The following is a 20,910-nucleotide window of genomic DNA, read 5'->3' as shown; positions in this document are numbered from 1 at the left end:
TATCTCTTTTTTAATGTCTATTCATTAAATCCTATAACTTTGCATGGATTTAATAAAACGTGATTTTTCACGCGGCAAAGGTAAGTAAATAACTCATAATTAATGAATTTGTTTTCTTTGCATTAAATATTTTTAACGAATTCATAAATCATACAGACGGAAAATGAAGACTTCTAAAGAGATACGTAAGGCTTTTCTCGACTTTTTTACCGAGAAAGAACATCAGATTGTAAACTCAGCACCGATGGTTGTGAAAGGCGACCCCACGCTGATGTTTACCAATGCGGGGATGAACCAGTTTAAAGACCAGTTTTTAGGTAACGAACCGGTAAAATATCCGCGGGTGGCCGATACGCAAAAGTGTCTGCGTGTTTCAGGAAAACACAACGATTTGGAAGAAGTTGGTTTGGATACATACCACCATACCATGTTCGAAATGCTGGGAAACTGGTCGTTTGGCGACTACTTTAAGAAGGAAGCCATCGATTGGGCGTGGGAGTTTTTGGTAGATCGTATGGGAATTGACGCCGGCCGTTTGTATGCCACCGTTTTTGAAGGAAGTGCCGATGATAACCAGGAGCGCGACAACGAAGCTGCCGGATACTGGGAACAGTACCTGCCAAAAGACCGCATCCTGAACGGTAACAAAAAAGATAACTTTTGGGAAATGGGCGAAACCGGACCTTGCGGACCTTGCTCGGAGGTGCACGTTGATATTCGTTCGGAAGAAGAACGTGCAAAAGTTCCCGGACGCGACTTGGTGAATATGGATCACCCGCAGGTTATCGAAATCTGGAACCTGGTATTTATCCAGTTTAACCGAAAAGCAAATGGAGCTTTGGAAAGTTTGCCGGCCAAACACGTTGACACCGGAATGGGTTTCGAGCGTTTGTGTATGGTTTTACAAGGCGTTCAATCGAATTACGATACTGATGTTTTCCAGAATACAATTGCCGAAATAGGAAAGCTGTGTAACAAAAAATATGGCGAAAACGAAAAGGTGGATATCGCCATGCGCGTTATTGCCGACCACCTTCGTGCCGTGGCTTTTGCCATTGCCGATGGTCAGTTGCCATCGAATAATAAAGCCGGTTATGTAATCCGCCGTATTTTGCGCCGTGCTGTTCGTTACGGTTATACTTTCCTCGATTTAAAAGATGCCTTTATTTACCGTTTAATTGCCGTATTAAAAGATACAATGGGCGAAGCTTTCCCTGAGTTGGTAAGCCAACAAACGCTTATCGAAAAGGTTATTAAGGAGGAGGAAGAGTCGTTCCTGCGCACACTTTCAACCGGTATAAAATTGCTCGACGATATTATTTCGAAAGCGAAAAACGACGGTGCCAAAGAAATTGCAGGGAAGGATGCTTTTGTATTGTACGATACTTTTGGTTTCCCGCTTGACCTGACCGAGTTGATCACCCGCGAAAATGGTTTGGGAGTTGACGAAAAAGGTTTTGCTGTGGAAATGCAGGCACAAAAAGATCGCTCGAGAAATGCCGCAGCACAGGAAACCGATGATTGGGTGGAACTGCGCAAAATTGAAAAGACAGAATTTTTAGGCTACGACAAACTGGAAGCCGAAATTAAAATAGCCCGTTACCGCAAAGTAACGCAGAAGAAAAAATCATTTTACCAGCTGGTATTCGATCAAACACCATTTTATGGCGAATCGGGTGGTCAGGTTGGCGACGCCGGTTACATTGAGTTCGATGGTGTAAAAACATCGATTGTTGATACGCAAAAAGAAAATAACCTTATCGTTCATTTGGTAAATCAGCTTCCACAAAATCCGGAAGAAACATTTAATGCGGTGGTGAATGCCAAACGCAGAACAAACATTGCCAATAACCACACTGCAACTCACTTGTTGCATGCCGCGCTTCGTGAAGTTTTGGGATCGCACGTTGAGCAAAAAGGATCATTGGTAAATGCCGATCATTTGCGTTTCGACTTTTCGCACTTCCAGAAAATGAGCGATGAGGAAATTGCCGAGGTTGAAAAACGGGTGAACGAAAAGATCCGCGCCAATTCAGTTAAAGAAGAAAACCGAGAAATGCCGATTGAAGAAGCCAAAGCAACAGGTGCAATGATGTTGTTTGGTGAGAAATACGGCGAGGCAGTTCGTGTAATTAAGTTTGGAGAATCGGTTGAATTGTGTGGAGGAACGCACGTTGCTGCAACCGGCCAGATCGGTATGTTGAAAATTGTATCGGAAAGTGCAATCGCTGCAGGTGTGCGCCGAATTGAAGCAATTACTGCTGATCGTGCCGAGAAATACATTAACGATCAATTGGCGCTGATCAACAACATCAAAGAAACGCTGAAAGGTTCGAAAGATGTTCTGGGTAGTGTAACAACGCTGCTTCAGCAAAATTCGGAGTTGAGCAAACAAATCGATGCTTTCCAGCAAGAGAGTTTGAAAATGACCAAAGCCAATCTGAAGAGTAAAGTATTAAACGAAAACGGTGTAAATATCATCGCCGATAAAATTATAATCGACAATGCCGGATTAGTAAAAGATTTGGCTTTCCAGCTAAAAGGCGAGATTGAAGATTTGTTTTTGGTAATTGGTGCCGAAGTAAACGGCAAACCAAACCTGACAGTAATGATCTCGGATAATATTGTTGCCGATAAAGGTTTAAACGCCGGACAGATTGTTCGCGAAGCCGGAAAAGAAATTAAAGGTGGTGGCGGTGGCCAGCCATTTTATGCTACTGCCGGTGGTAAAGATGTTGACGGCCTGCAGGCGGCTATCGAAAAAGCACTGTCGTTTTTGCAGTAAGATGAAATCAGAACGCTGATAACGCGGGTTTCGCAGATTCCCACAGAAGGGATTAGCGGTTTTTAACCGCTGCTTAATAGACCTTCAAGGTTTCCAAAACCTTGAAGGTCTTTTTGTTTTAAAGTGCCCCTTTGCTTGTCCGTAATGCAAAAAAAAGTCGTCCTACATTGATGAAATGGTCTCCTACGTTGAAAAGTAGTCGTCCTACACAGAAAAGAAGCGCTCCTACATCAAAAAAAGTCTCCCTACACTGAAAGAACAGCATCCTAGATTGGTAAAACTATCTCTTATGTTACATTTGTCTTGCCCTACATGTGTAGGACGAGACATTTGTAACCAAGGGAGTCTAAAATTGTTAAAAAATTGACAATTTGCTAATTGATTCTCAATTTCTCAGCAAAAGAAATGAGATAAAAAGTTGCTGCCTCGTTCGCACCTTATGTTTCGTTTAAAAAAATACCAAAGAGGTTTTTGTTTTATCTCTTTTTTTGATTTGTTCTAAATAAGGATTATTTTCAGCAACTATTTTGAGAGAAAATGGTTATACAAAAGACTTGGAATTAAATTGATAAAACAGAGATGAAGAAATTCTATTCCTTTATAACATCCATGCCGTTCGCGGCATTTATTTTTCTTGGGCTTGCTTTTTCAATGGCTGTGGCCACATTTATCGAAAGCAGTTATGGCACGCCAACCGCCCGCGCATTGGTGTATAACACGCATTGGTTCGAGGTACTTTGGGGGCTGTTTGCGCTAAACCTTATTAATAACATGTTTCGCTACCGTTTTTTCACCAACAGGCGATACACACTCGGCATTTTTCACGTGTCTTTTTTGGTGATGATACTGGGAGGTGCCGTTACGCGCTTTATCAGTTTCGAGGGAGTAATGCACATTCGCGAAGGTGAGAGAGCCAATTCGATTCTCTCTACCAACGATTATTTTTATGCCGGATTTGACGGTCAGGAAAAGGTGAAGCAGGTGCGGTTTTCGGAGATTACACCGAAGCAGTATTCTGCAAAATTTGATGTTAACGGAAAAGCGGTAAAAGTAAAAGCCGTTGGTTTTATCGAAAATGCGGAACAAAAAGCCATCGCTTCCGATTCGGGAGAGCCGGTTATCGATTTTGTTTTTTCGGCACCCGGAGCACAGGGAATGCAGTCGTTTTCTTTTAAAGAAGGAGATGTGCTCGATTACCCCGGTTTTACTGCCGGTTTTGAGGTGGATGAAGAAAAGGTGATCAACTTTTTTACGCAGGACGGCACACTTTATATGACCTCTTTTGCACAACTTGAAGAAACGACCATGGCCACTCAGGAAACGGTCGATATTCATCCCGGTGACACAATTGCGGTAAAACCGATGTTCTTATACGGTTATGACAATTTTCGCTTTTTAGTTCGAAAATTCTTGCCAAGTGCCACATTTACAGCAGTAAAAAGTCAGACCGAAACACGAGAAGATGCTGTAATGATTCAGGTTTCGGATGGTATACGCCAGCAAAATGTACCGGTGTTTGGTCATTCCGGGCAACGCCCCGATACTGTGCGTGTTCCGCTTGGCAACGGTACGCTAAAACTGGCTTATGGCGCATTGCCGCTGCAGGTTCCGTTTAGTATTCATTTAAAAGATTTTCAGTTGGAACATTATCCGGGCTCCAACTCGCCGTCGTCGTTTGCTTCGGAAGTTGTTTTGGTAGACCAGGAAAAAGGCATTAACGAAGATATTCGCATTTTCATGAATAACACACTGAATCACCGGGGATACAAGTTCTTCCAATCGTCGTACGATGTGGACGAACAAGGCACGATTCTTTCGGTTAATTACGACTTTTGGGGAACGTGGATTTCGTACCTCGGTTATTTCCTGCTTATTGTTGGTTGTATCATGTCGCTGATAAATCCAAATTCCTATTTCCAGTATTTGGCGAAGAAGTTAAAAGCCAGTTCGGTAAAAGTAATTGCGCTTATTGCGGTGTTGGGAAGTGTAGCTTTTTCAGCATCGGCACAAAGTGGCGTTGGAGCAGGAATCCCGTCGATTGACAAGGAAGTGGTAAAAGAATTCAGCGAATTATGGGTGCAGGGTGTCGACGGACGAATTGAACCGGTGTCAACGTTGTCGGGAGAGATTGTTCGAAAGATAAGCCGTAAATCAGGTTTGTATGGATTGTCAGCCGATGGAGTAGTGCTGAGTATGATGGCATATCCCGAAATCTGGCAATCGATGCCTATTATAAAGGTTGCCGATAAATCGCTGGAAGGGGCGCTCGGCGCACAAAATAAATTTATTACGGTTGAATCGCTTTTTGATGCCAACGGCAATTATAAAATTGCGGATGCGGTGCGGGCGGCTTACGCTAAAGCTCCCGGAATGCGCAACCGCATGGATAAGGAATACATTAACGTTGACGAGCGCGTAAATATCTGTTTTATGGTATTTCAGGGTTCAATTTTCCATTTGTTCCCGCGCGAACGAGTGGAGGATACCTGGTATGCTCCCGGAAGTACTCCAACTGAATACACCGACGGCGATTCTATTTTTATACAAAGTGGTTTTCAGCTGTTGCTACAGTCGATTACCGAAAACCAAAGTGCAAATGCTGTGCAGGTGTTGCAGGCAGTCGATAATTTCCAGGTGAAATACGGAGCCGATCTTTTGCCCGGCGAGAAAAAGAAAAACGTTGAAATTCTATTCAATAAAGTAAATCCGTTTAAACGCATCTTTCCGTTTTACCTCTTGTTTGGTTTCTTGCTGTTAACGGTACTTTTTATAAATATTTTCAGACAAAAACAATTGCCATCATTTCTACGGATTTCTTTCTTCGGATTCATTTTAATACTGTTTTTGGTGCACACGGTTGGTTTGATTGTGCGCTGGTACATTTCAGGCCACGCACCGTGGAGTAACGGATACGAATCGGTGGTTTATGTTGCGTGGGCAACCATGTTGGCCGGAATTATATTTGGCCGAAAATACCCGATGGTAGTGGGTACTGCTGCATTCTTAACCGGAATTGCACTGTTTGTGGCTCATCTGAGTTGGATGAATCCGGAAGTAACCAATCTGGTTCCGGTACTAAAATCATACTGGTTGGCTATTCACGTGGCCATTATTACGGCAAGCTATGGATTTCTTGGTTTGAGTATGTTCCTGGGAGTTTTGGTTATGATTCTGATCGTTCTGCGAAGAGGTGTGAACGAATCAAAAGTAAATGGATTTATCGAACAACTGACAACCATCAACGAAATGTCGGCAACGGTTGGTCTGTATTTTCTTACCATCGGAACATTTCTTGGCGGCATTTGGGCCAACGAAAGCTGGGGCCGATACTGGGGCTGGGATCCGAAAGAAACCTGGGCATTGATTACCGTAGTGATCTACTCGTTTATTGTACACATGCGGCTGATTCCTTCGTTGAAAGGAATTTTCAATTATAATTTTGCGTCGATACTTGGTTTTGCCTCGGTACTGATGACCTACTTCGGCGTGAACTATTACCTGTCAGGGTTACATTCGTACGGAAAAGGTGTTGCCGATGGGGTAGATCCGGCAGTTCCGGCATCGATTTTAGTGTTGGCCGGATTAATAATTTGGGCGTACATAAAAGACAATAAATATCAGCAGCAACTCGCTGAAGCTGAGGCTGAGGATTAATCGTTTTCTAAGTAAAATTTTAGAACAATAGGCTCTGAAAGTCGACAGTGTCTGTTTTAACTTTTTGTAATACAGATAATTAAAATTATTTAGAATGCATATAAATAATAAAAGCTGAAAAATAGCATAAACGCTTTGTAAATCAACCAACAACAAAAGCCTTATATTTCGAAGTTTTTAAAATTGAAATATGGGACAGACAGTTACACGTACTTTTGATGTTCTCGAACGCGCATTAAACGAATTCCCCCGTACAGATGCCATTGCCGGAAAAAAAGATGGAAAATGGTATACTTATTCAACCAAAGAATATTACGAAAAATCGCACCAGTTTGCCATGGGACTTATGGCTTTGGGGTTAAAACGTGGCGATAAAGTTGCTACGGTTACCACCAATCGTCCCGAGTGGAATATTGCCGATATGGGATTGGCAATGGGCGGTTTTGTTCACGTGCCAATTTACCCCACCTTGGGCGACGATGAATATAAATATATTCTGAAGCATGCCGAAGTGAAAATTATTCTGGCAGGCGATAAAAAGCTTTTCCAAAGCATGTGCCCGCTGGCCAATATGATTGACGGTGTTGATGCTGTTTACACTTTTGAGGAGGTAGAAGGAGCCAAAAACTATGAGCAAATTCTTGATTTGGGTGAAGAGAAAAAAGAAGAATTTGCAGAAGTGCTGGAAGCCACTAAAAAGGATATTAAGCCTGAGGACCTGGCAACGATTATTTATACCTCGGGAACAACAGGTGTGCCAAAAGGAGTGATGTTGAGTCACAACAATTTGGTATCGAATTTTACAGAACACGCAAAACTTCACGATCTGGGAATAGAGCACAGGGCCTTGAGTTTTCTGCCGCTTTGCCATGTTTACGAGCGAAGTGTAAATTATCACTTTCAGTACCGTGGAATGGGTGTTTATTATGTTGGAAACCTGGCGCAGATTGTTTCGTCGATTAAAGAAGTGAAACCGCACATGTTTAACTCGGTGCCACGTTTGCTCGAAAAAGTTTACGACGGATTTGTAGCGAAAGGAAAAGAACTTTCAGGAATTAAGCGGAAATTATATTTCTGGGCACTGAATCTGACTCGTCATTTTGAATACAATAAAAAGTTTGGCCCGTTAATGCAACTGAAAATTTCGGTGGCAGACAAGTTGATTTATTCCAAATGGAGAGAAGCTCTTGGTGGAAATATCACATACATTGTTTCGGGTGGCGCTGCCCTTCAGCCGCGAATTGCCCGCCTGTTTGGTATGGCAAAACTTACTACGCTCGAAGGGTATGGCTTAACAGAAACTTCGCCGGTAATTGGGGTAAATAATCCAACTACAATGGAAATGATGGTTGGAACAGTTGGCCCTATTCTGAAAGGTTACGATGTGAAATTTGCACCCGACGGCGAGATTTTGTGCAAAGGCCCCGGAATAATGATGGGCTATTACAAAGCGCCGGAATTAACCGAAGAAGTGATCGATGAGAACGGATGGTTTCATACCGGTGATATTGGTGTTTTGGTAGATGATAAATACCTGAAAATTACCGACCGTAAGAAAGAGATATTTAAACTGTCGGGCGGAAAATATATTGCTCCGCAAATGATTGAGAACAAGTTGAAAACATCGGAGCTGATTGAGCAGGTAATGGTAATTGGTGCCAACGAAAAATTTGCAAGTGCCATTATTTCACCGTGTTTCCCAATACTGCATGACTGGGCCGGCGAACACAAAGTGCATTACGAGAATAATGAGGAGCTGATTCAACTTCCGGAAGTCATTCAGAAATTACAAAAAGAAGTTGCTAAGATTAATAAGACTTTGGGATCGCACGAACAGATTAGTCGTATTCGGTTGGTACACGAAGAGTGGACTCCAACATCGGGCGAACTGTCGCCAACATTAAAACTGAGACGAAATGCGGTAGCAGTAAAATACCAGCACTTAATTGATGATATATATGCCGTAGGGGCAAAGAAGTAAAACCAGTTGTATTTCAACGTGAGCTTTAAGCGATACGTTGAGATTACAATGGTTAATGCCGATAATAAACGAAAAAGACTTTAGGAGCTCGCGAACTAAAGGCTCATTTCGATATTAAATCGGTATAGCATTTAAGAAACAGGTGCGAAAGCACAAGCTGAACCAAGCTTAAAAGGTTGCAGGAGTTTATCTCTTGCAGCCTTTTTTATTCGCGAAACATTTCAAAATTTGGAAATGTCAATTGAACAGGGAGTCTTTTATATTAACACACTTTATTCTACGTATCGTTAATCTTCCTCAAACGTACTCAGTACGATGCTTCCCCAACGCAGTTTTTTTCAAACGTACTCAGTACGATGCTTTCCCAACACAGTTTTCTTCAATCGTATTCAGTACGATACTTCACCCACGCGGTTTTCGTCAAACGTAGTCAGTACGATACACCAATCACGCGTTTTTCTTTAATCGTACTCAGTACGATACTCCTTTTTTTAATCGACTATGGCTAAAACAAAGCTCTGTCCCACGGAATGGCTGCCAAAACTAGTATTAAAGCAACTCCGTAAAATATTGCCGATGCCTTGTATTTCTTTAACGGTGCCACATCTTTTTTCGATTTTGCCCGTCCAATGTGCACCAATGCAAGTGCAATAATCATTAACAGAATATGTTCTACGGCGTAGAAACGCAGATCGCTGTTTTTCATAGCTGCTCCAAAATCGTTAAATGCAGCTTTGGTAATCGGGCTAACAAAGGCGTATAATACAATTCCCAGCAGAAACTGAATATCCATTATCATTACCAAAATTAGTCCGGAAAGGTTATCGGCCCGTCCCCATTTTCGTTTACTTGCCCAGCCGCTTACTGCAAGCAAAACTGCAAATAAAAGTGCGATTAAAACCAACCAGCGAAATCCGTTATGTGCGTGTAATAGTCCTTGATACATAAATTATGATTTTATTGAAATGTAACACCAGATTTTGTTTTTGGTTGAAAATTTATACAAAAACATTGATTGTTTTTATGATAATCCGATCAGTTTTTTCAATGCCGTATTTTCTTATCTTTAGTTGTTCCAATAACAAACTCTTGAGAATGAGGACTCAAAACACAAATTAGCGAAAATGCAGGAAGTAAAGAAACAGCTGGAAGTTTTACTGGTGAACTATTTTAGAGATTGCTACCCCGGTTTTCCGAATGGGAAAGTTGTGGCATCGGAGTCGCCCGATTTTGTGGTGAAAATGAAAAACGCACACAAACTGGGAATTGAACTTACACGGCTAAACCCCGCCAACGCTGTAACAAAAACAGAAGAGGTACAAGCCCAAATTAACTTTAGAGATGAATTGGTTGAGGATATGAAGGAGCTTTTTGAAGACGGATCAGATGCAAAACTTTTTGTGAAATTTATGTTTTTCGAGAAACACCTGATCTCGCCTGAACGCGAATTAATGGTACGATCGAAAACAGTGGCAACAATAAAATCTGCTATCGAAGGCAAAACCGATGGAGCCTTTTTTCATAAAATCCTCACGAATTCCGATCTGCCTGACGGGCTGGAGCAAGTATTGATCGCTCATCATCCCGAGTTAAAAGAGTCGGTTTGGGAGCGTTCGAATAATCTCGGCATTTCGAATAATGTGGTTGAAGATATTCGTTTAGCGATTGCCAAAAAGGATGAGAAACTGCGGATCTATCAAAAACAACAATTGCAACAATACTGGCTTTTAATTACTACTGATTGTTTGCGGGCGGATAAGAATATCAATCTGTTGAATAAGATCAGTCATGAAGAATTTCAGTCGCGGTTTCAACAGGTATTTGTGCTCGACTTGATGCGTGCACGCGTTTTTCCACTTGTTGAAAATTAAAATGATGAGGTTTTCTTGCTGGCTGCTTACTCCGTCATTCTGAACTTGATTCAGAATCTTGTTTGGCGGGAAACAGACCCTGAAACGAGTTCAGGGTGACGTCCTTTTAAAACATCTTTTCCTTTAAGAAATCCTCACCAAATCAATTAGTTTACAATGGCTGCAATAGCTGCACCTAGTAAGCTTGAGTTTTCCACTTCCACAATTTCGTAATACCGTTGATTATCTCCCGAAAGGAAATCCTGCAGGTATTTTTCAAATAGTTGCCGGAAATTATGAAGTTTATAAAACGTTGTTCCTTCAATGGTCATTAAAACCGGTTTTTCGTGGTGTTTACCTTTTCCGGTTTGCAGAATTACAGCCGCCAGGTTAGCAGCTACCAGTTTTGCTGCGCGCTCAATTAGTTTGTCGATAATTTCGGCAACCAACATTTTATCTGAATCGCTGGTGAATACTCCGGGTAATACATTGTGGGCACTTTCAATGCCGTGCACATAATTATTTACTTCTTCCGATGTTAATTCCTGCAGATTCTCAAAAACTTCAGGGTTGGTAAAAACGCCTTCCGCCGCTGCAGTTTTTAACGCCTTTGTACACAATCCGCCAAAGTACCCACCCGAGAACATTTTTTCAAAAGCATAACGGCCCGGATTCTCGGTAGTGTTATCAAAAGCAATATCAATATCAGTGCGTGGAGCCAGTGTAAATGCGCCCGATTCGATATTGATGATCTGGCTGCCTTCCATGTTTAGCCCGTCGGTTTTGGTAATGTTTTTATTGGCTTCGATGTAGCTGGTGTTGGTTCCTGTGCCCAAAATAAAACCAATGTAAGTGTCGTAGGCTTTTACGGCGCGTGCTGCCTTCCCGGCAAGTAGGGTCGACACGGTGTCGTTCATCAGCACCAGTTGTTTGTCGGGTGTTTGCATGGCGTTCAGAAGTCCTTCGCCGATCATTTCTCCAATTACATCGGGCGCTTTCACTTCTTTGCTCCATTCGATCAGTTTACCGTCTTTGTTCGGGAAAATCTCTGCAGCATACGAAAAGCAAAATCCCAGTTTGTCTGATGTGGTTTTGTAATCTGCCAGGTACGATGCAAAAGTATCGAAGAACTCAGCTTTTGTCAGTTCTTTTTCAACACCCGGCATTTTAGCTTTTTTAATATTTTCTGTTACCAATTTCAGGTTGTCGTCGAAATAAACTTTGGCAGCTCTAAAATTGGTTCCGCCGGCATCGATGGCAACAACAGGTTCGTTGGCTTTCACTTCTCCATCGGCTTCAATATACGTTGGTAACATCAGTAGAGAACTTTCCTGCCCGGCCAATCCTTTTGCCATTTCGTCTAAAAAGGCGTTCACCACCTCCTTCATTTTAATGTCTTCAGCCGTCATTATGTGGCTTTTCAGAAATTCAGTTGCTTTGGTCATAATGCTATTAAATTTATGGTTTAGATTATTTTTTACGGATGCACAAGATAAAGAAATTGGGCGTTTTTTGTATGATTTTTTTGTGCGTAAAGTGTCAATTTGAGGTGCGGGACAAAAGTTATTTCTATTTTTAATGCCATGAGAAAAATCAAAAGAATACGATCGGGATTATTGTTTTTTATCGGCTGCATTATGATTGTGGCGTGTGCTAATCAGAAAAAGACGGTAGAGGGAGTTGTTTTTACAGAACTTAATACTTCTACTGACGCCAGTTTTCGCGGACTGCATGTAGTTGATGAAAACGTTGTTTGGGCGAGTGGATCGGGAGGAACAGTGTTGGTATCGACCAACAGCGGTAACAGTTGGAAAGATGTTACGGTTCCGGACACTGAGCAAAACGACTTCCGCAGTATTCATGCCTGGGACGAAAATACGGCCCTCGTTTTTGGTGTGGCCGGTCCTGAGTTTGGCTACAAAACCGTTGATGGCGGAGCAACCTGGAATGTCGTTTTCAGTGACACTACAAGCGGCTTGTTTTTTAACTCGGTAAAATTCGCGGATGCAAAGAATGGTTTGGCCGTGAGTGATCCGATTGACGGAAAGTTTTTTGTGTTGCGTACAAAAGATGCCGGAAACACATGGACTCAGGTTACAGATCTTCCTCCGGTAGAAGAAGGGGAGGCCAACTTTGCAGCCTCGAATACTTGTATCGAATATTTGCCGTCAGGGAAAGCATGGATCGCCAGTGGCGGGAAAGCGGCTCGTGTGTTTTATTCTGAAGATTTTGGAAAATCGTGGCAAGTTTCGAAAACACCAATGATTCGCGGATTGGCATCATCAGGAATATTTTCTGTGGCTTTTAAAAATGACAAAGAAGGAATAATTGTAGGTGGAATATACGATCAGCCGGAACTGAATACCAATATTGCTTCGTATACTTTTGATGGCGGAGATACCTGGCAGCCGGCTGTAACAATGCCAAAAGAATACCGTTCGTGTGTTCAGGAGGTAAAAGCAGGCAACGATTCATTTGTATTTGCGATCGGAAAAACCGGTTGCGATATTTCAACAGACGGCGGAATCAATTGGAATTTTCTTTCAGATGAAGGTTATTTCACGTTTAGAGCAATTCCGAATCGGTTGGCAGGCTTTGCTGCCGGAAGCGGTGGCCGTATTGCAAAAGTAGAATTTGAATAATAAAAAAAACGGGCTGCAATTTTGCAACCCGTCTTCAATATTTTAATACTATCAATTTTTTCTATTCTTCCCACGGAACGAGGGCCGATTTGTAATAATCGATACCCAGTGCTTCGAAACGTTTGCCATGTTTTGCTAAACGTGTTTTGTATTCGTCCCAGCTTCTTTCGCCTGGTGCTGTCCAGCCAATTTCTGCATATCCCGGCAGACGAGGGAAAACCATATATTCCACTTCGTCGATATTGGTAACAGTTTCCGACCAAAGTGGCGCTTCAATTCCCAAAATATTCTCTTTTGTAATTCCTTCAACCAATGTCGCAGGATCCCAGTCGTAACCGTGATCCACTTCAATATAACCGGCCCAGTGCAAACCAAGGTGAGTTGTTGAATCGTACTGCATATCAAGATAAGCGCGCGCTGCAGGCGACATTAATACCTGTGCACCTTTTTCAACGCCCATTGTTGTGTTTTCAACATCGGCCCAGAATTGTACAGTTACATCATCGATCAATTTGGCATTGGCAATTTCATCCCAGCCAATAATTTTCTTATCGTATTTTTTTACGATATCCTGAACTTTATTTACAAAATACACATAATCGTCGTGCGCTGTAACATGCGATTCGTCGCCACCAATGTGGATGTACGGACCAGGAGTTATCTCTGCCAACTCGCGGATTACATCGTCGATAAACTGGTAAGTTATTTCTTTGTCGGTGCACAGTGTGCTGAATCCAACTTCGGTGCCGGTGTATAGTTCGCGGGCTTTACCGTCGCAATTCAGCTCGGCGTACGATGCAAGCGCTGCGTTGGTGTGTCCCGGCATATCAATTTCAGGAACGATCATAATCTGGCGATCAGCTGCGTATTGAACCAATTCTTTGTATTGCTCTTGTGTGTAAAAACCACCTTCGCCGCCACCAACTTCAGTCTGGCCACCAATTTCAGTAAGTTTTGGCCACGACTTGATTTCAATTCTCCAGCCCTGGTCATCCGACAAGTGCAGGTGAAGTACATTCATTTTGTACATGGCCAGAAAATCGATGTATTGTTTTACTTCCTCAACATTGAAAAAGTGGCGCGAAACATCAAGCATAGCACCACGGTAGGTGTATTCCGGTGAATCAGTAATTATTCCGGTTGGCACATATAAAGTTTGCGAATTATCTGCTAAAACAGGCAGTGTTTGCAACAGCGTTTGAACGCCAAAGAAACATCCGGCTGCATCTGCACCTTTAATTGTGATCAGGTGTTTTTCAATTTCCAACTCGTAACCTTGTTCATTTAGCTCTTCATTGTCGAAATCAGAAATATAAATTTCCCTCGACGGGGGAGTAGCGGTTGGTTTAACCGTAACAGAACCACCGGTAAGCTGATTGATTTTTTCAGCAAGCATTTCAGCAGAGCGGAGCACGCCTTCGCTACCTTCTTGTACATAAATTACACTGGCTTTATTCAGGTTGAAACCATCGCCTGTAGCTGTTACGCTGGTTGGTTTCGGTATAAAAGCCGTTTTAGTGAGGTCGGTTTCAACTTTTTCGGAGCAGGACTGAAACATAGACATGAGGATTACTAAAATTGACAAAACTGATATCTTTCTCATTTAGTTAGTTTTTAAAAAATTTAAATAGATGCTAAAAATATGGAAAAAATTTAATTTTCAAGCTAACTCGTTGCGTTTTTGCACGATTAAAAGAATTGGTTTCTGCCCAATATATTTTTTAGTGAAATTCTGCCTTAATAGCGTTCAAATGATTTGAGTTTATCGCTCAGCGGCTCAGGGTGAATGGTGGTGAAAAAACCAAATTCCTCTTTAATAGCCTTCTCAATTTTGGTGCAGATTTCGTGCGTTTCGTAGAGTGTCATTTCCGGAGGAAGTTTGATGTGGCAGCTCATTTCGGTATGGTGGCCGTAATTGTGCAAATGAATATGATGCAGGTTCACCCGGATTGTGCAATTAAGGCTAACTGTTTTATGAATCTTTTCCAATAACTCATCAGAAGGACTTTCGCCAAGCAGCGATTTGATCTCTTTTGACAAAATCTCGAAACTGGCGTAGCCAATTAAAATAGCAACAATAATGCTTAACACGGCATCAGTCCACCAAAATGATCGTCCCAGCGCTATACCAATCAGCACAATTACCGATGAAAGTGCATCGGTTCGGTGGTGCCACCCATCGGCGATAAGCATGCTGGAATTGATCTTTTTTCCTGCCCAAAAGGAATATTGGGTCATCAATTCATTCACGATAACGGATATTATAATCGCAATCCATGCAAAGGTACTGTAATAAGTATGTTCCCGGTTTCCAAACTTTTCAATGCCATTCAGAATAAAATCGAATGCCACGATTGCCAAAACAACACCTATAATAATGGCTGCAATATGTTCGGCTCTTCCATGTCCAAACGGGTGATCGTCATCAGCCGGTTTTCGCGAAATCTTTCCTCCGATTAATACAATTGCAGAGGTAACAACATCTGAAATCGAATGCCAGGCATCAGCAACCAAAGCTAAAGAGCCGGTTGAAACTCCTGCCCAGTATTTTAAAGACGAAAGCAAAATATTCCCAATAATGGAGAACCATCCGGTACGTACAGTATATTTCCTGCTATCTTCCATTTGCAATTTTATGGGTTTAAAAGTAGGTAAAACAGATTAAAAACGGAAAGGTTTATTACGACAACAGTTTCTGAAGATCAGGTTTGTAATTTCTGCCAACAGGTAATTTCTTGCCCTTAATTTCGACAAAACCTGCACCAATCGATTCGATTTTATCAATAGAAACAATATAGCCGCGATGAATTTGCAGAAAGCGTTTGGGCGGAAGTAAATCCGAAAGATGACTGATACGTTCCTTGGTTACAATTTTCTGGTCGGAGGTATAAGCAATAACGTAATCGCCGAGACTCTCGAAATACAGGATATCGGAAAGATTTATTTTATGATGCTTTTTATCGGCCTTAAGAAAGATAAAATCACGGGTTTCTTGCGTTTCAGATATCGACGGGGGAGTAGCTGTTTGTAATTCGAGAAAATGGTTAATCGCCTTTGTAAAACGCTCGAACGAAATGGGTTTTAACAGGTAATCTACCACGTTTAGCTCAAATGCATCGATGGCATAATCGCGATAGGCCGTTGTAAAAATTACTTTGGGTGGATGCAGCATCGAACGAATAAAATCAACTCCCGTAATTTGTGGCATCTGAATATCGCAAAACAGCAGATCAATATTTTCTTTTTGCAGAATTGGCATCGCTTCCAACGCATTGCTGCATTCGGCAACAACTTCGAAATCGGTAAAAACCGACAGGTGATTCCGGATAACCCGAATGGCAATCGGTTCGTCGTCTATGATGATACAGCGGTACATTATTCAGCTAATTCTAAGGATAAAGTTACTGAAAAAGTCGCTTCTTTATCGTCGATCTCCAACTTGTATTTTTGCGGATAAAGTAACTCGAGCCGTTTTTTTACATTACTCAAGCCAATTCCTTTCGAGAGACTTTCTATTTGCGGTTTTACCGGATTCTTTGAGTTTTCGATTTTAAACTCCAAGGTGGTGTGCCGTGTTTTTAAACTTGTTGTAATCTGCGCCCGGCCGGGATTGTGGCTCACACCGTGTTTAAATGCATTCTCGACAAAAGGCAGCAAAAGCAGCGGCGCAATTTGCAGGTTATTGGTTTCTTCCGGGAAATCAGTTGTTATGCTCAGTTTCTCTGAGTAGCGCAGCTTTTCAATCTCGATATAGTTTTGCAGATTCATGATCTCGTCGATAAGCAACACCTTTTTTTCATTGCAGCGGTAAAGAATATAATCCAGAATATCGGAAAGGCGCAGCACCAGACTGGGCGCTTCGTCCGATTTTTCCATTGTAAGCCCGTAAAGGTTATTCAGCGTGTTAAACAGAAAGTGCGGATGAATTTGGGCTTTTAGCAGTTTTAATTCGGCTTCTTTCAGCTTCAGTTCGGTATTCAGTTTTTTGCGCTCCAATTCATTCTTTTCCTGCTGAATAAAAAAGGCACGTTTTATCTGCTTTACGGCTATGGCAAAAAACACGATAAAATTCAGCGAAATCACTTGTAACTCGGGATGAAGCACCGACGGATCGATGGCTGCTTTGTCTTTAAGAATATAAATTAGCGCATAAAATACGATTAGTAACGAAAGCCAAACACCGGCGAGCAAGGTGTAAAAACTGTACAAAAGGAATAGGCCATAACGTTTTTTCCATAGGTAGCGCGGCACTAAAAAATGGTTGAAAAAGTAGGTAAGCAAAATGGCCACCGGCAATAACCCGGCCGAGAAAATAATTGTAGCCTCGCGAAAAGCACTGTTCCAGCTAAACATGAAAAAGTAGAAGCAGGCAACCATTATCCAAAATGCTGCGTGGTAGACAGGTCGGATGTATTTCGAGCTCTCAATCCGGGTAATTATATGTTGGATCTTATCGGTCATAACACAATTAAAACAGGAAATTATCGAGGATTTTTGGATTAACCTATTTTTATCGTCTAAATTCATCGAAACAAGGATGAATGACTCAAAACTCGCTCGGTATGTATTTCTTCCTGTAAAATGTTACTGAGCGTTGATTTCTGGTTGTTAAACGATTAAATTCGCACTAATCGAACAATCAGCAGTAGCTTGCGGTGTAAACTTTAAAAATAACGATCATGAACTTTTTTGATTTTCATAGAGCAGGTGGCCCGTTTATGGGAGTAATTACTGTAATGGGCTTGTTAATGCTGGTAGTGGCCGGAATTAAAATTTATAAAATGGCTGTGCTAAAGCATTATGATTTGAAACTTATGGGCTTGATTCGGATGGCCGGACTATTTGCCGCTGCACTGGGTGTACTTTCGCAAATTATTGGTATTGTTCAGGCTTTGGAAGCCATTCGGGCAGCTGCCGACATTTCGCCCGAAATTGTTATGGGCGGGGCAATTGTTAGCTTTTACAGTACTATTTGGGGGCTTACAGTATTACTCGTATCATTACTAATCTACTTTGTACTAAAAGAAGTTATTAAGCAGAAAATGCATGGAAACAATTAAACAAAGTAATCCTTTTATGTGTCAAAGCGGGTTTTCTTCGGGAGGCCTGCTTTTTTATTCTGGAAGAGCAGCCTGAAACTGTTTACTTAATCTTTTCCGAAACTTTACCAATTACTTTATTCAGTACCGGAATTTTGCTGAGCCTTTCGAATAAGCTGCTTTTTCCATAATGTAGCGCAATATTTCGCATGTAGGTAAAGAGCCCCAAACTATGCGCTGCAAAAAGCACCGGATCGAGACGAATGATCGAATAGGTAAAAATCATCAACGAACCACAAGTACTGATAATCCAGAATCCCAATGGGAAGTATGATTCCTTTTTATTTTCGGAATGTATCCACTGGTAAAAAAAGCGCGAGATAAATACCACTTGCGCGGTGGTTCCCCAAATCATCCAGAAAAGTGACACATCTTCATTGTGCAGTATGTTGGCAAAACTGCCTGATGTAAGCAGCCAAACCCAGTAAGCAACCGGAATGGCCAATGCCAGAAATTTTAAGGCCCAGTGCATTTTGGTCCATACATTTTTTAGCTGCAGGTTACGGATGTAAATTCCGTAAACCAGCGATTGCCCCATAACAATGGCAAAATCGTGGCGCAGGATTCCGTAGGTCAGCATCATAATCGACGCTACCAGGCTAATCTGCCAGTAAATTACCGGCGAAATTACTTCTCCTTCCTTCTCCGATTTAAACCATTGCGCAATGGTGCGGATAAAGAATAATCCCTGGGCAAAAAAACCAAGTCCTATAATTAAAATACCTTCCATGTATTGTTATTGCGGGGCAAATTTAATAAACGTAACGAATAAGCTGTGTGAGCATCGGAAATATTAAAGCTGGTCGAGCTTTTTTAATGTTTCGTGAGCTGCTTTTTGGTGGGCTTCTTTTTTAGAAGTTCCAACACCCTCGCCGGCCTTTTTATTGTCGATTTTAACAACCGCTTTAAATCGGGGCTGCTTAATTTTTTCGTCGGTCTCTTCAGTGGTTTCAAACTCTATTTCGCGTTTGTTTTTCTGGCTCCACTCAATCAACTGGCTTTTAAAATTCGAGTCTTCCTGTTCAATTTCGTTCAGATCAACAAATTGAGGAAGAATCTTTTTTGTAACGAAAAATTTTGCCGCCTTATAGTCTTTATCGAGATAAATGGCACCGATAAGTGCTTCGAGCGCATCGCCGTAAATGTGGCTTTTATCGATGTTTTTTGTCGTATTCGAATCGATAAAAACATGCAATCCCATTTCGTGCGTTAACTGCGTAAGAATGGCACGGTTTACCAGTTTCGATCGGGTTTTGGTTAAAAAACCTTCGTCTTCCTGCGGGAAACGGTTGTACAGAAAATCGGCAATAATAGCACCAAGAATGGCGTCGCCGAGATACTCTAAACGTTCGTTGTTTACAAAATTGCCCTGCGAATCGACCATCGAGGCCGACTTATGAATAAAGGCAAGATCGTACAAACGTAAATTCTGGGGGTAAAATCCTAAAAGATCTTTTAAAAACAAATAAAACTCTTTTCGATCAGACGAAAAGAGTTTTACTCGTTGTACTATTTTTCTAACCACAGTTTACTATAGTTTTTTGAAAACTACTGTTGCATTATGTCCACCAAAACCAAATGTATTGCTAATCGCAACATTGATTTCCTTCTCTTTGGCTTTGTTGAATGTGAAATCCAACTTTTCGTCAATTTCAGGATCTGGTGTAACGTGGTTGATTGTTGGCGGAACAATACCATTGATAATGGCAAGAACGCTGGCAAGGCCTTCAATGGCTCCGGCAGCACCAAGAAGGTGACCGGTCATTGATTTGGTTGAACTGATGCTTAAGTTGTAAGCATGTTCGCCAAATGTTTTTAGAATAGCCTTTGGTTCTGCAATGTCGCCGAGCGGAGTTGAAGTTCCGTGAACGTTAATATAATCAACGTCTTCAGGTTTTAACCCAGCATCTTCCAATGCCCATTTCATCACAAGATTAGCACCTCTTCCTTCCGGATCGGGAGCAGTCATGTGATAAGCATCGGCCGACATGCCACCACCTACAATTTCTGCATAAATTTTTGCTCCACGAGCTAAGGCATGTTCATAATCTTCGAATATGAACGCTGCAGAACCTTCTCCCATAACAAAACCATCACGGTCTTTGTCGAATGGGCGCGAAGCAGTTTTTGGATCATCATTGCGAGTTGAAAGTGCGCGCATAGAGTTGAATCCGGCAACACCGCATTCATTAACTCCGGCCTCTGAACCTCCTGTCAAGATCATGTCGGCTTTTCCCATACGAATGGTATTCATCGCATCGATCATGGCATGAGAAGCTGAAGCACATGCACTCACTGTTGTATAGTTTGGTCCTCTGAAACCATATTTCATCGATACCAAACCACCCGCAATGTTTGCAATCATTTTAGGGATAAAAAACGGAGAAAAACGAGGACGCTCCTCTTTGTAAGCTCTAACTTCCTGGTGGAAAGTTTCCAAGCCTCCAATTCCTGCACCCCAAATAACGCCTACTCGGTCACCGTCAACTTTTTCCAGATCAATGCCACTGTCAACAACGGCTTGTTCTGACGATGCAAATGCATACTGCGTATACATGTCGTATTTGCGGAGTTCCTTTTTCTCCATGTACTTAAGAGGATCAAAATCTTTTACCTCGCAAGCGAACTTGGTGGTATGCAACGATGCATCGAAGTGAGTTATAGGCCCAGCTCCGCTTACACCGTTTTTAAGATTCTCCCAGTACTCTTCAACGGAATTCCCTAAAGGATTAACGGTTCCAACACCGGTTATTACTACCCGTTTAAATTCCATAAATGAATTCTATGAATATAACTTCTTTTGGTAAAATTAGAGAGCAGCCTCGATGTGAGCTACTGCTTCACCTACTGTAGAAATTTTTTCTGCCTCGTCGTCTGGAATAGCAAGATCAAATTCTTT

At 41.8% G+C, this 20,910-nt stretch carries 15 protein-coding genes; 6 read left to right on the top strand and 9 right to left on the bottom strand.

Annotation, left to right across the window (positions count from 1 at the left end):
* Window positions 1-163 precede the first annotated feature (163 nt).
* The 3 genes from alaS to QZ576_RS14375 all read left to right on the top strand — a co-directional run bounded on the left by alaS (window position 164) and on the right by QZ576_RS14375 (window position 8,420).
* Window positions 164-2,785 (top strand): alanine--tRNA ligase, encoded by a 2,622-nt coding sequence (gene alaS / locus QZ576_RS14385; RefSeq protein ID WP_297098375.1) that lies wholly within the window; start codon window positions 164-166, stop codon window positions 2,783-2,785.
* Between the two features lie 579 nt (window positions 2,786-3,364).
* Entirely contained in the window at window positions 3,365-6,439 is a 3,075-nt protein-coding gene (ccsA, locus tag QZ576_RS14380) for a cytochrome c biogenesis protein (protein ID WP_297098374.1), read from the top strand.
* A 190-nt stretch (window positions 6,440-6,629) separates the two neighbouring features.
* Window positions 6,630-8,420, top strand: a complete 1,791-nt coding sequence (locus QZ576_RS14375; protein ID WP_297098373.1) for a long-chain fatty acid--CoA ligase — start codon at window positions 6,630-6,632, stop codon at window positions 8,418-8,420.
* 505 nt (window positions 8,421-8,925) lie between these two features.
* Here the strand turns inward: QZ576_RS14375 and QZ576_RS14370 are convergent.
* Window positions 8,926-9,366: a hypothetical protein gene (locus QZ576_RS14370; protein ID WP_297098372.1), complete on the bottom strand. Its 441-nt coding sequence runs from the start codon at window positions 9,364-9,366 to the stop codon at window positions 8,926-8,928.
* A 178-nt stretch (window positions 9,367-9,544) separates the two neighbouring features.
* Here QZ576_RS14370 and QZ576_RS14365 point away from each other — a divergent pair, with 178 nt between their 5' ends.
* On the top strand, window positions 9,545-10,291 hold the full coding sequence (locus tag QZ576_RS14365) for a hypothetical protein (RefSeq protein ID WP_297098371.1): 747 nt from the start codon (window positions 9,545-9,547) through the stop codon (window positions 10,289-10,291).
* A gap of 146 nt (window positions 10,292-10,437) precedes the next feature.
* Here QZ576_RS14365 and QZ576_RS14360 read toward each other — a convergent pair whose 3' ends face one another.
* Complete coding sequence (locus QZ576_RS14360; protein ID WP_297098370.1) at window positions 10,438-11,715, bottom strand: hypothetical protein; 1,278 nt, start codon at window positions 11,713-11,715, stop codon at window positions 10,438-10,440.
* Window positions 11,716-11,853: 138 nt separating this feature from the next.
* Here QZ576_RS14360 and QZ576_RS14355 point away from each other — a divergent pair, with 138 nt between their 5' ends.
* Window positions 11,854-12,912: a hypothetical protein gene (locus QZ576_RS14355; protein WP_297098368.1), complete on the top strand. Its 1,059-nt coding sequence runs from the start codon at window positions 11,854-11,856 to the stop codon at window positions 12,910-12,912.
* 61 nt (window positions 12,913-12,973) lie between these two features.
* On the opposite strand, the gene QZ576_RS14350 is transcribed toward QZ576_RS14355, so the two are convergent.
* From QZ576_RS14350 to QZ576_RS14335, 4 genes are all read right to left on the bottom strand, one after another.
* A complete protein-coding gene (locus tag QZ576_RS14350; RefSeq protein WP_297098366.1) occupies window positions 12,974-14,515 on the bottom strand; it encodes a family 20 glycosylhydrolase in 1,542 nt (513 codons plus the stop codon).
* A gap of 134 nt (window positions 14,516-14,649) precedes the next feature.
* The gene (locus QZ576_RS14345) at window positions 14,650-15,537 is read right to left on the bottom strand and encodes a cation diffusion facilitator family transporter (RefSeq protein ID WP_297098364.1); all 888 of its coding nucleotides are present in this window, start codon (window positions 15,535-15,537) and stop codon (window positions 14,650-14,652) included.
* A 55-nt stretch (window positions 15,538-15,592) separates the two neighbouring features.
* Window positions 15,593-16,288: a LytTR family DNA-binding domain-containing protein gene (locus QZ576_RS14340; protein ID WP_297098363.1), complete on the bottom strand. Its 696-nt coding sequence runs from the start codon at window positions 16,286-16,288 to the stop codon at window positions 15,593-15,595.
* The gene (locus QZ576_RS14335) at window positions 16,288-17,373 is read right to left on the bottom strand and encodes a sensor histidine kinase (RefSeq protein WP_297098361.1); all 1,086 of its coding nucleotides are present in this window, start codon (window positions 17,371-17,373) and stop codon (window positions 16,288-16,290) included. Before QZ576_RS14335 ends, QZ576_RS14340 begins: the two co-directional genes overlap by 1 nt.
* 218 nt (window positions 17,374-17,591) lie before the next feature.
* Between QZ576_RS14335 and QZ576_RS14330 the strand changes: the two genes are divergently transcribed.
* Window positions 17,592-17,972, top strand: coding sequence for a MotA/TolQ/ExbB proton channel family protein (locus tag QZ576_RS14330; protein ID WP_297098359.1), 381 nt, complete (start codon window positions 17,592-17,594; stop codon window positions 17,970-17,972).
* 82 nt (window positions 17,973-18,054) lie between these two features.
* Here the strand turns inward: QZ576_RS14330 and QZ576_RS14325 are convergent, their stop codons facing one another.
* The 3 genes from QZ576_RS14325 to fabF all read right to left on the bottom strand — a co-directional run bounded on the left by QZ576_RS14325 (window position 18,055) and on the right by fabF (window position 20,784).
* Complete coding sequence (locus QZ576_RS14325; protein ID WP_297098357.1) at window positions 18,055-18,741, bottom strand: lipid-A-disaccharide synthase N-terminal domain-containing protein; 687 nt, start codon at window positions 18,739-18,741, stop codon at window positions 18,055-18,057.
* 63 nt (window positions 18,742-18,804) lie between these two features.
* A complete protein-coding gene (gene rnc, locus QZ576_RS14320; RefSeq protein WP_297098354.1) occupies window positions 18,805-19,536 on the bottom strand; it encodes a ribonuclease III in 732 nt (243 codons plus the stop codon).
* Between the two features lie 6 nt (window positions 19,537-19,542).
* Window positions 19,543-20,784: a beta-ketoacyl-ACP synthase II gene (gene fabF / locus QZ576_RS14315; RefSeq protein ID WP_297098351.1), complete on the bottom strand. Its 1,242-nt coding sequence runs from the start codon at window positions 20,782-20,784 to the stop codon at window positions 19,543-19,545.
* Between the last annotated feature and the right edge of the window lie 126 nt (window positions 20,785-20,910).

This window comes from uncultured Draconibacterium sp. (assembly GCF_913060805.1).
Taxonomy (GTDB): Bacteria; Bacteroidota; Bacteroidia; order Bacteroidales; family Prolixibacteraceae; genus Draconibacterium.
This window is presented reverse-complemented; position numbering and strand designations above follow the sequence as displayed.

Coding starts and splice junctions, on each gene's coding strand:
- QZ576_RS14365 (WP_297098371.1), top strand. CDS start 9,545: ATGCAGGAAGTAAAGAAACAGCTGGAAGTTTTACTGGTGAACTATTTT.
- QZ576_RS14340 (WP_297098363.1), bottom strand. CDS start 16,288: ATGTACCGCTGTATCATCATAGACGACGAACCGATTGCCATTCGGGTT.
- QZ576_RS14355 (WP_297098368.1), top strand. CDS start 11,854: ATGAGAAAAATCAAAAGAATACGATCGGGATTATTGTTTTTTATCGGC.
- alaS (WP_297098375.1), top strand. CDS start 164: ATGAAGACTTCTAAAGAGATACGTAAGGCTTTTCTCGACTTTTTTACC.
- QZ576_RS14325 (WP_297098357.1), bottom strand. CDS start 18,741: ATGGAAGGTATTTTAATTATAGGACTTGGTTTTTTTGCCCAGGGATTA.
- QZ576_RS14330 (WP_297098359.1), top strand. CDS start 17,592: ATGAACTTTTTTGATTTTCATAGAGCAGGTGGCCCGTTTATGGGAGTA.
- fabF (WP_297098351.1), bottom strand. CDS start 20,784: ATGGAATTTAAACGGGTAGTAATAACCGGTGTTGGAACCGTTAATCCT.
- ccsA (WP_297098374.1), top strand. CDS start 3,365: ATGAAGAAATTCTATTCCTTTATAACATCCATGCCGTTCGCGGCATTT.
- QZ576_RS14370 (WP_297098372.1), bottom strand. CDS start 9,366: ATGTATCAAGGACTATTACACGCACATAACGGATTTCGCTGGTTGGTT.
- QZ576_RS14345 (WP_297098364.1), bottom strand. CDS start 15,537: ATGGAAGATAGCAGGAAATATACTGTACGTACCGGATGGTTCTCCATT.
- QZ576_RS14375 (WP_297098373.1), top strand. CDS start 6,630: ATGGGACAGACAGTTACACGTACTTTTGATGTTCTCGAACGCGCATTA.
- QZ576_RS14360 (WP_297098370.1), bottom strand. CDS start 11,715: ATGACCAAAGCAACTGAATTTCTGAAAAGCCACATAATGACGGCTGAA.
- QZ576_RS14350 (WP_297098366.1), bottom strand. CDS start 14,515: ATGAGAAAGATATCAGTTTTGTCAATTTTAGTAATCCTCATGTCTATG.
- QZ576_RS14335 (WP_297098361.1), bottom strand. CDS start 17,373: ATGACCGATAAGATCCAACATATAATTACCCGGATTGAGAGCTCGAAA.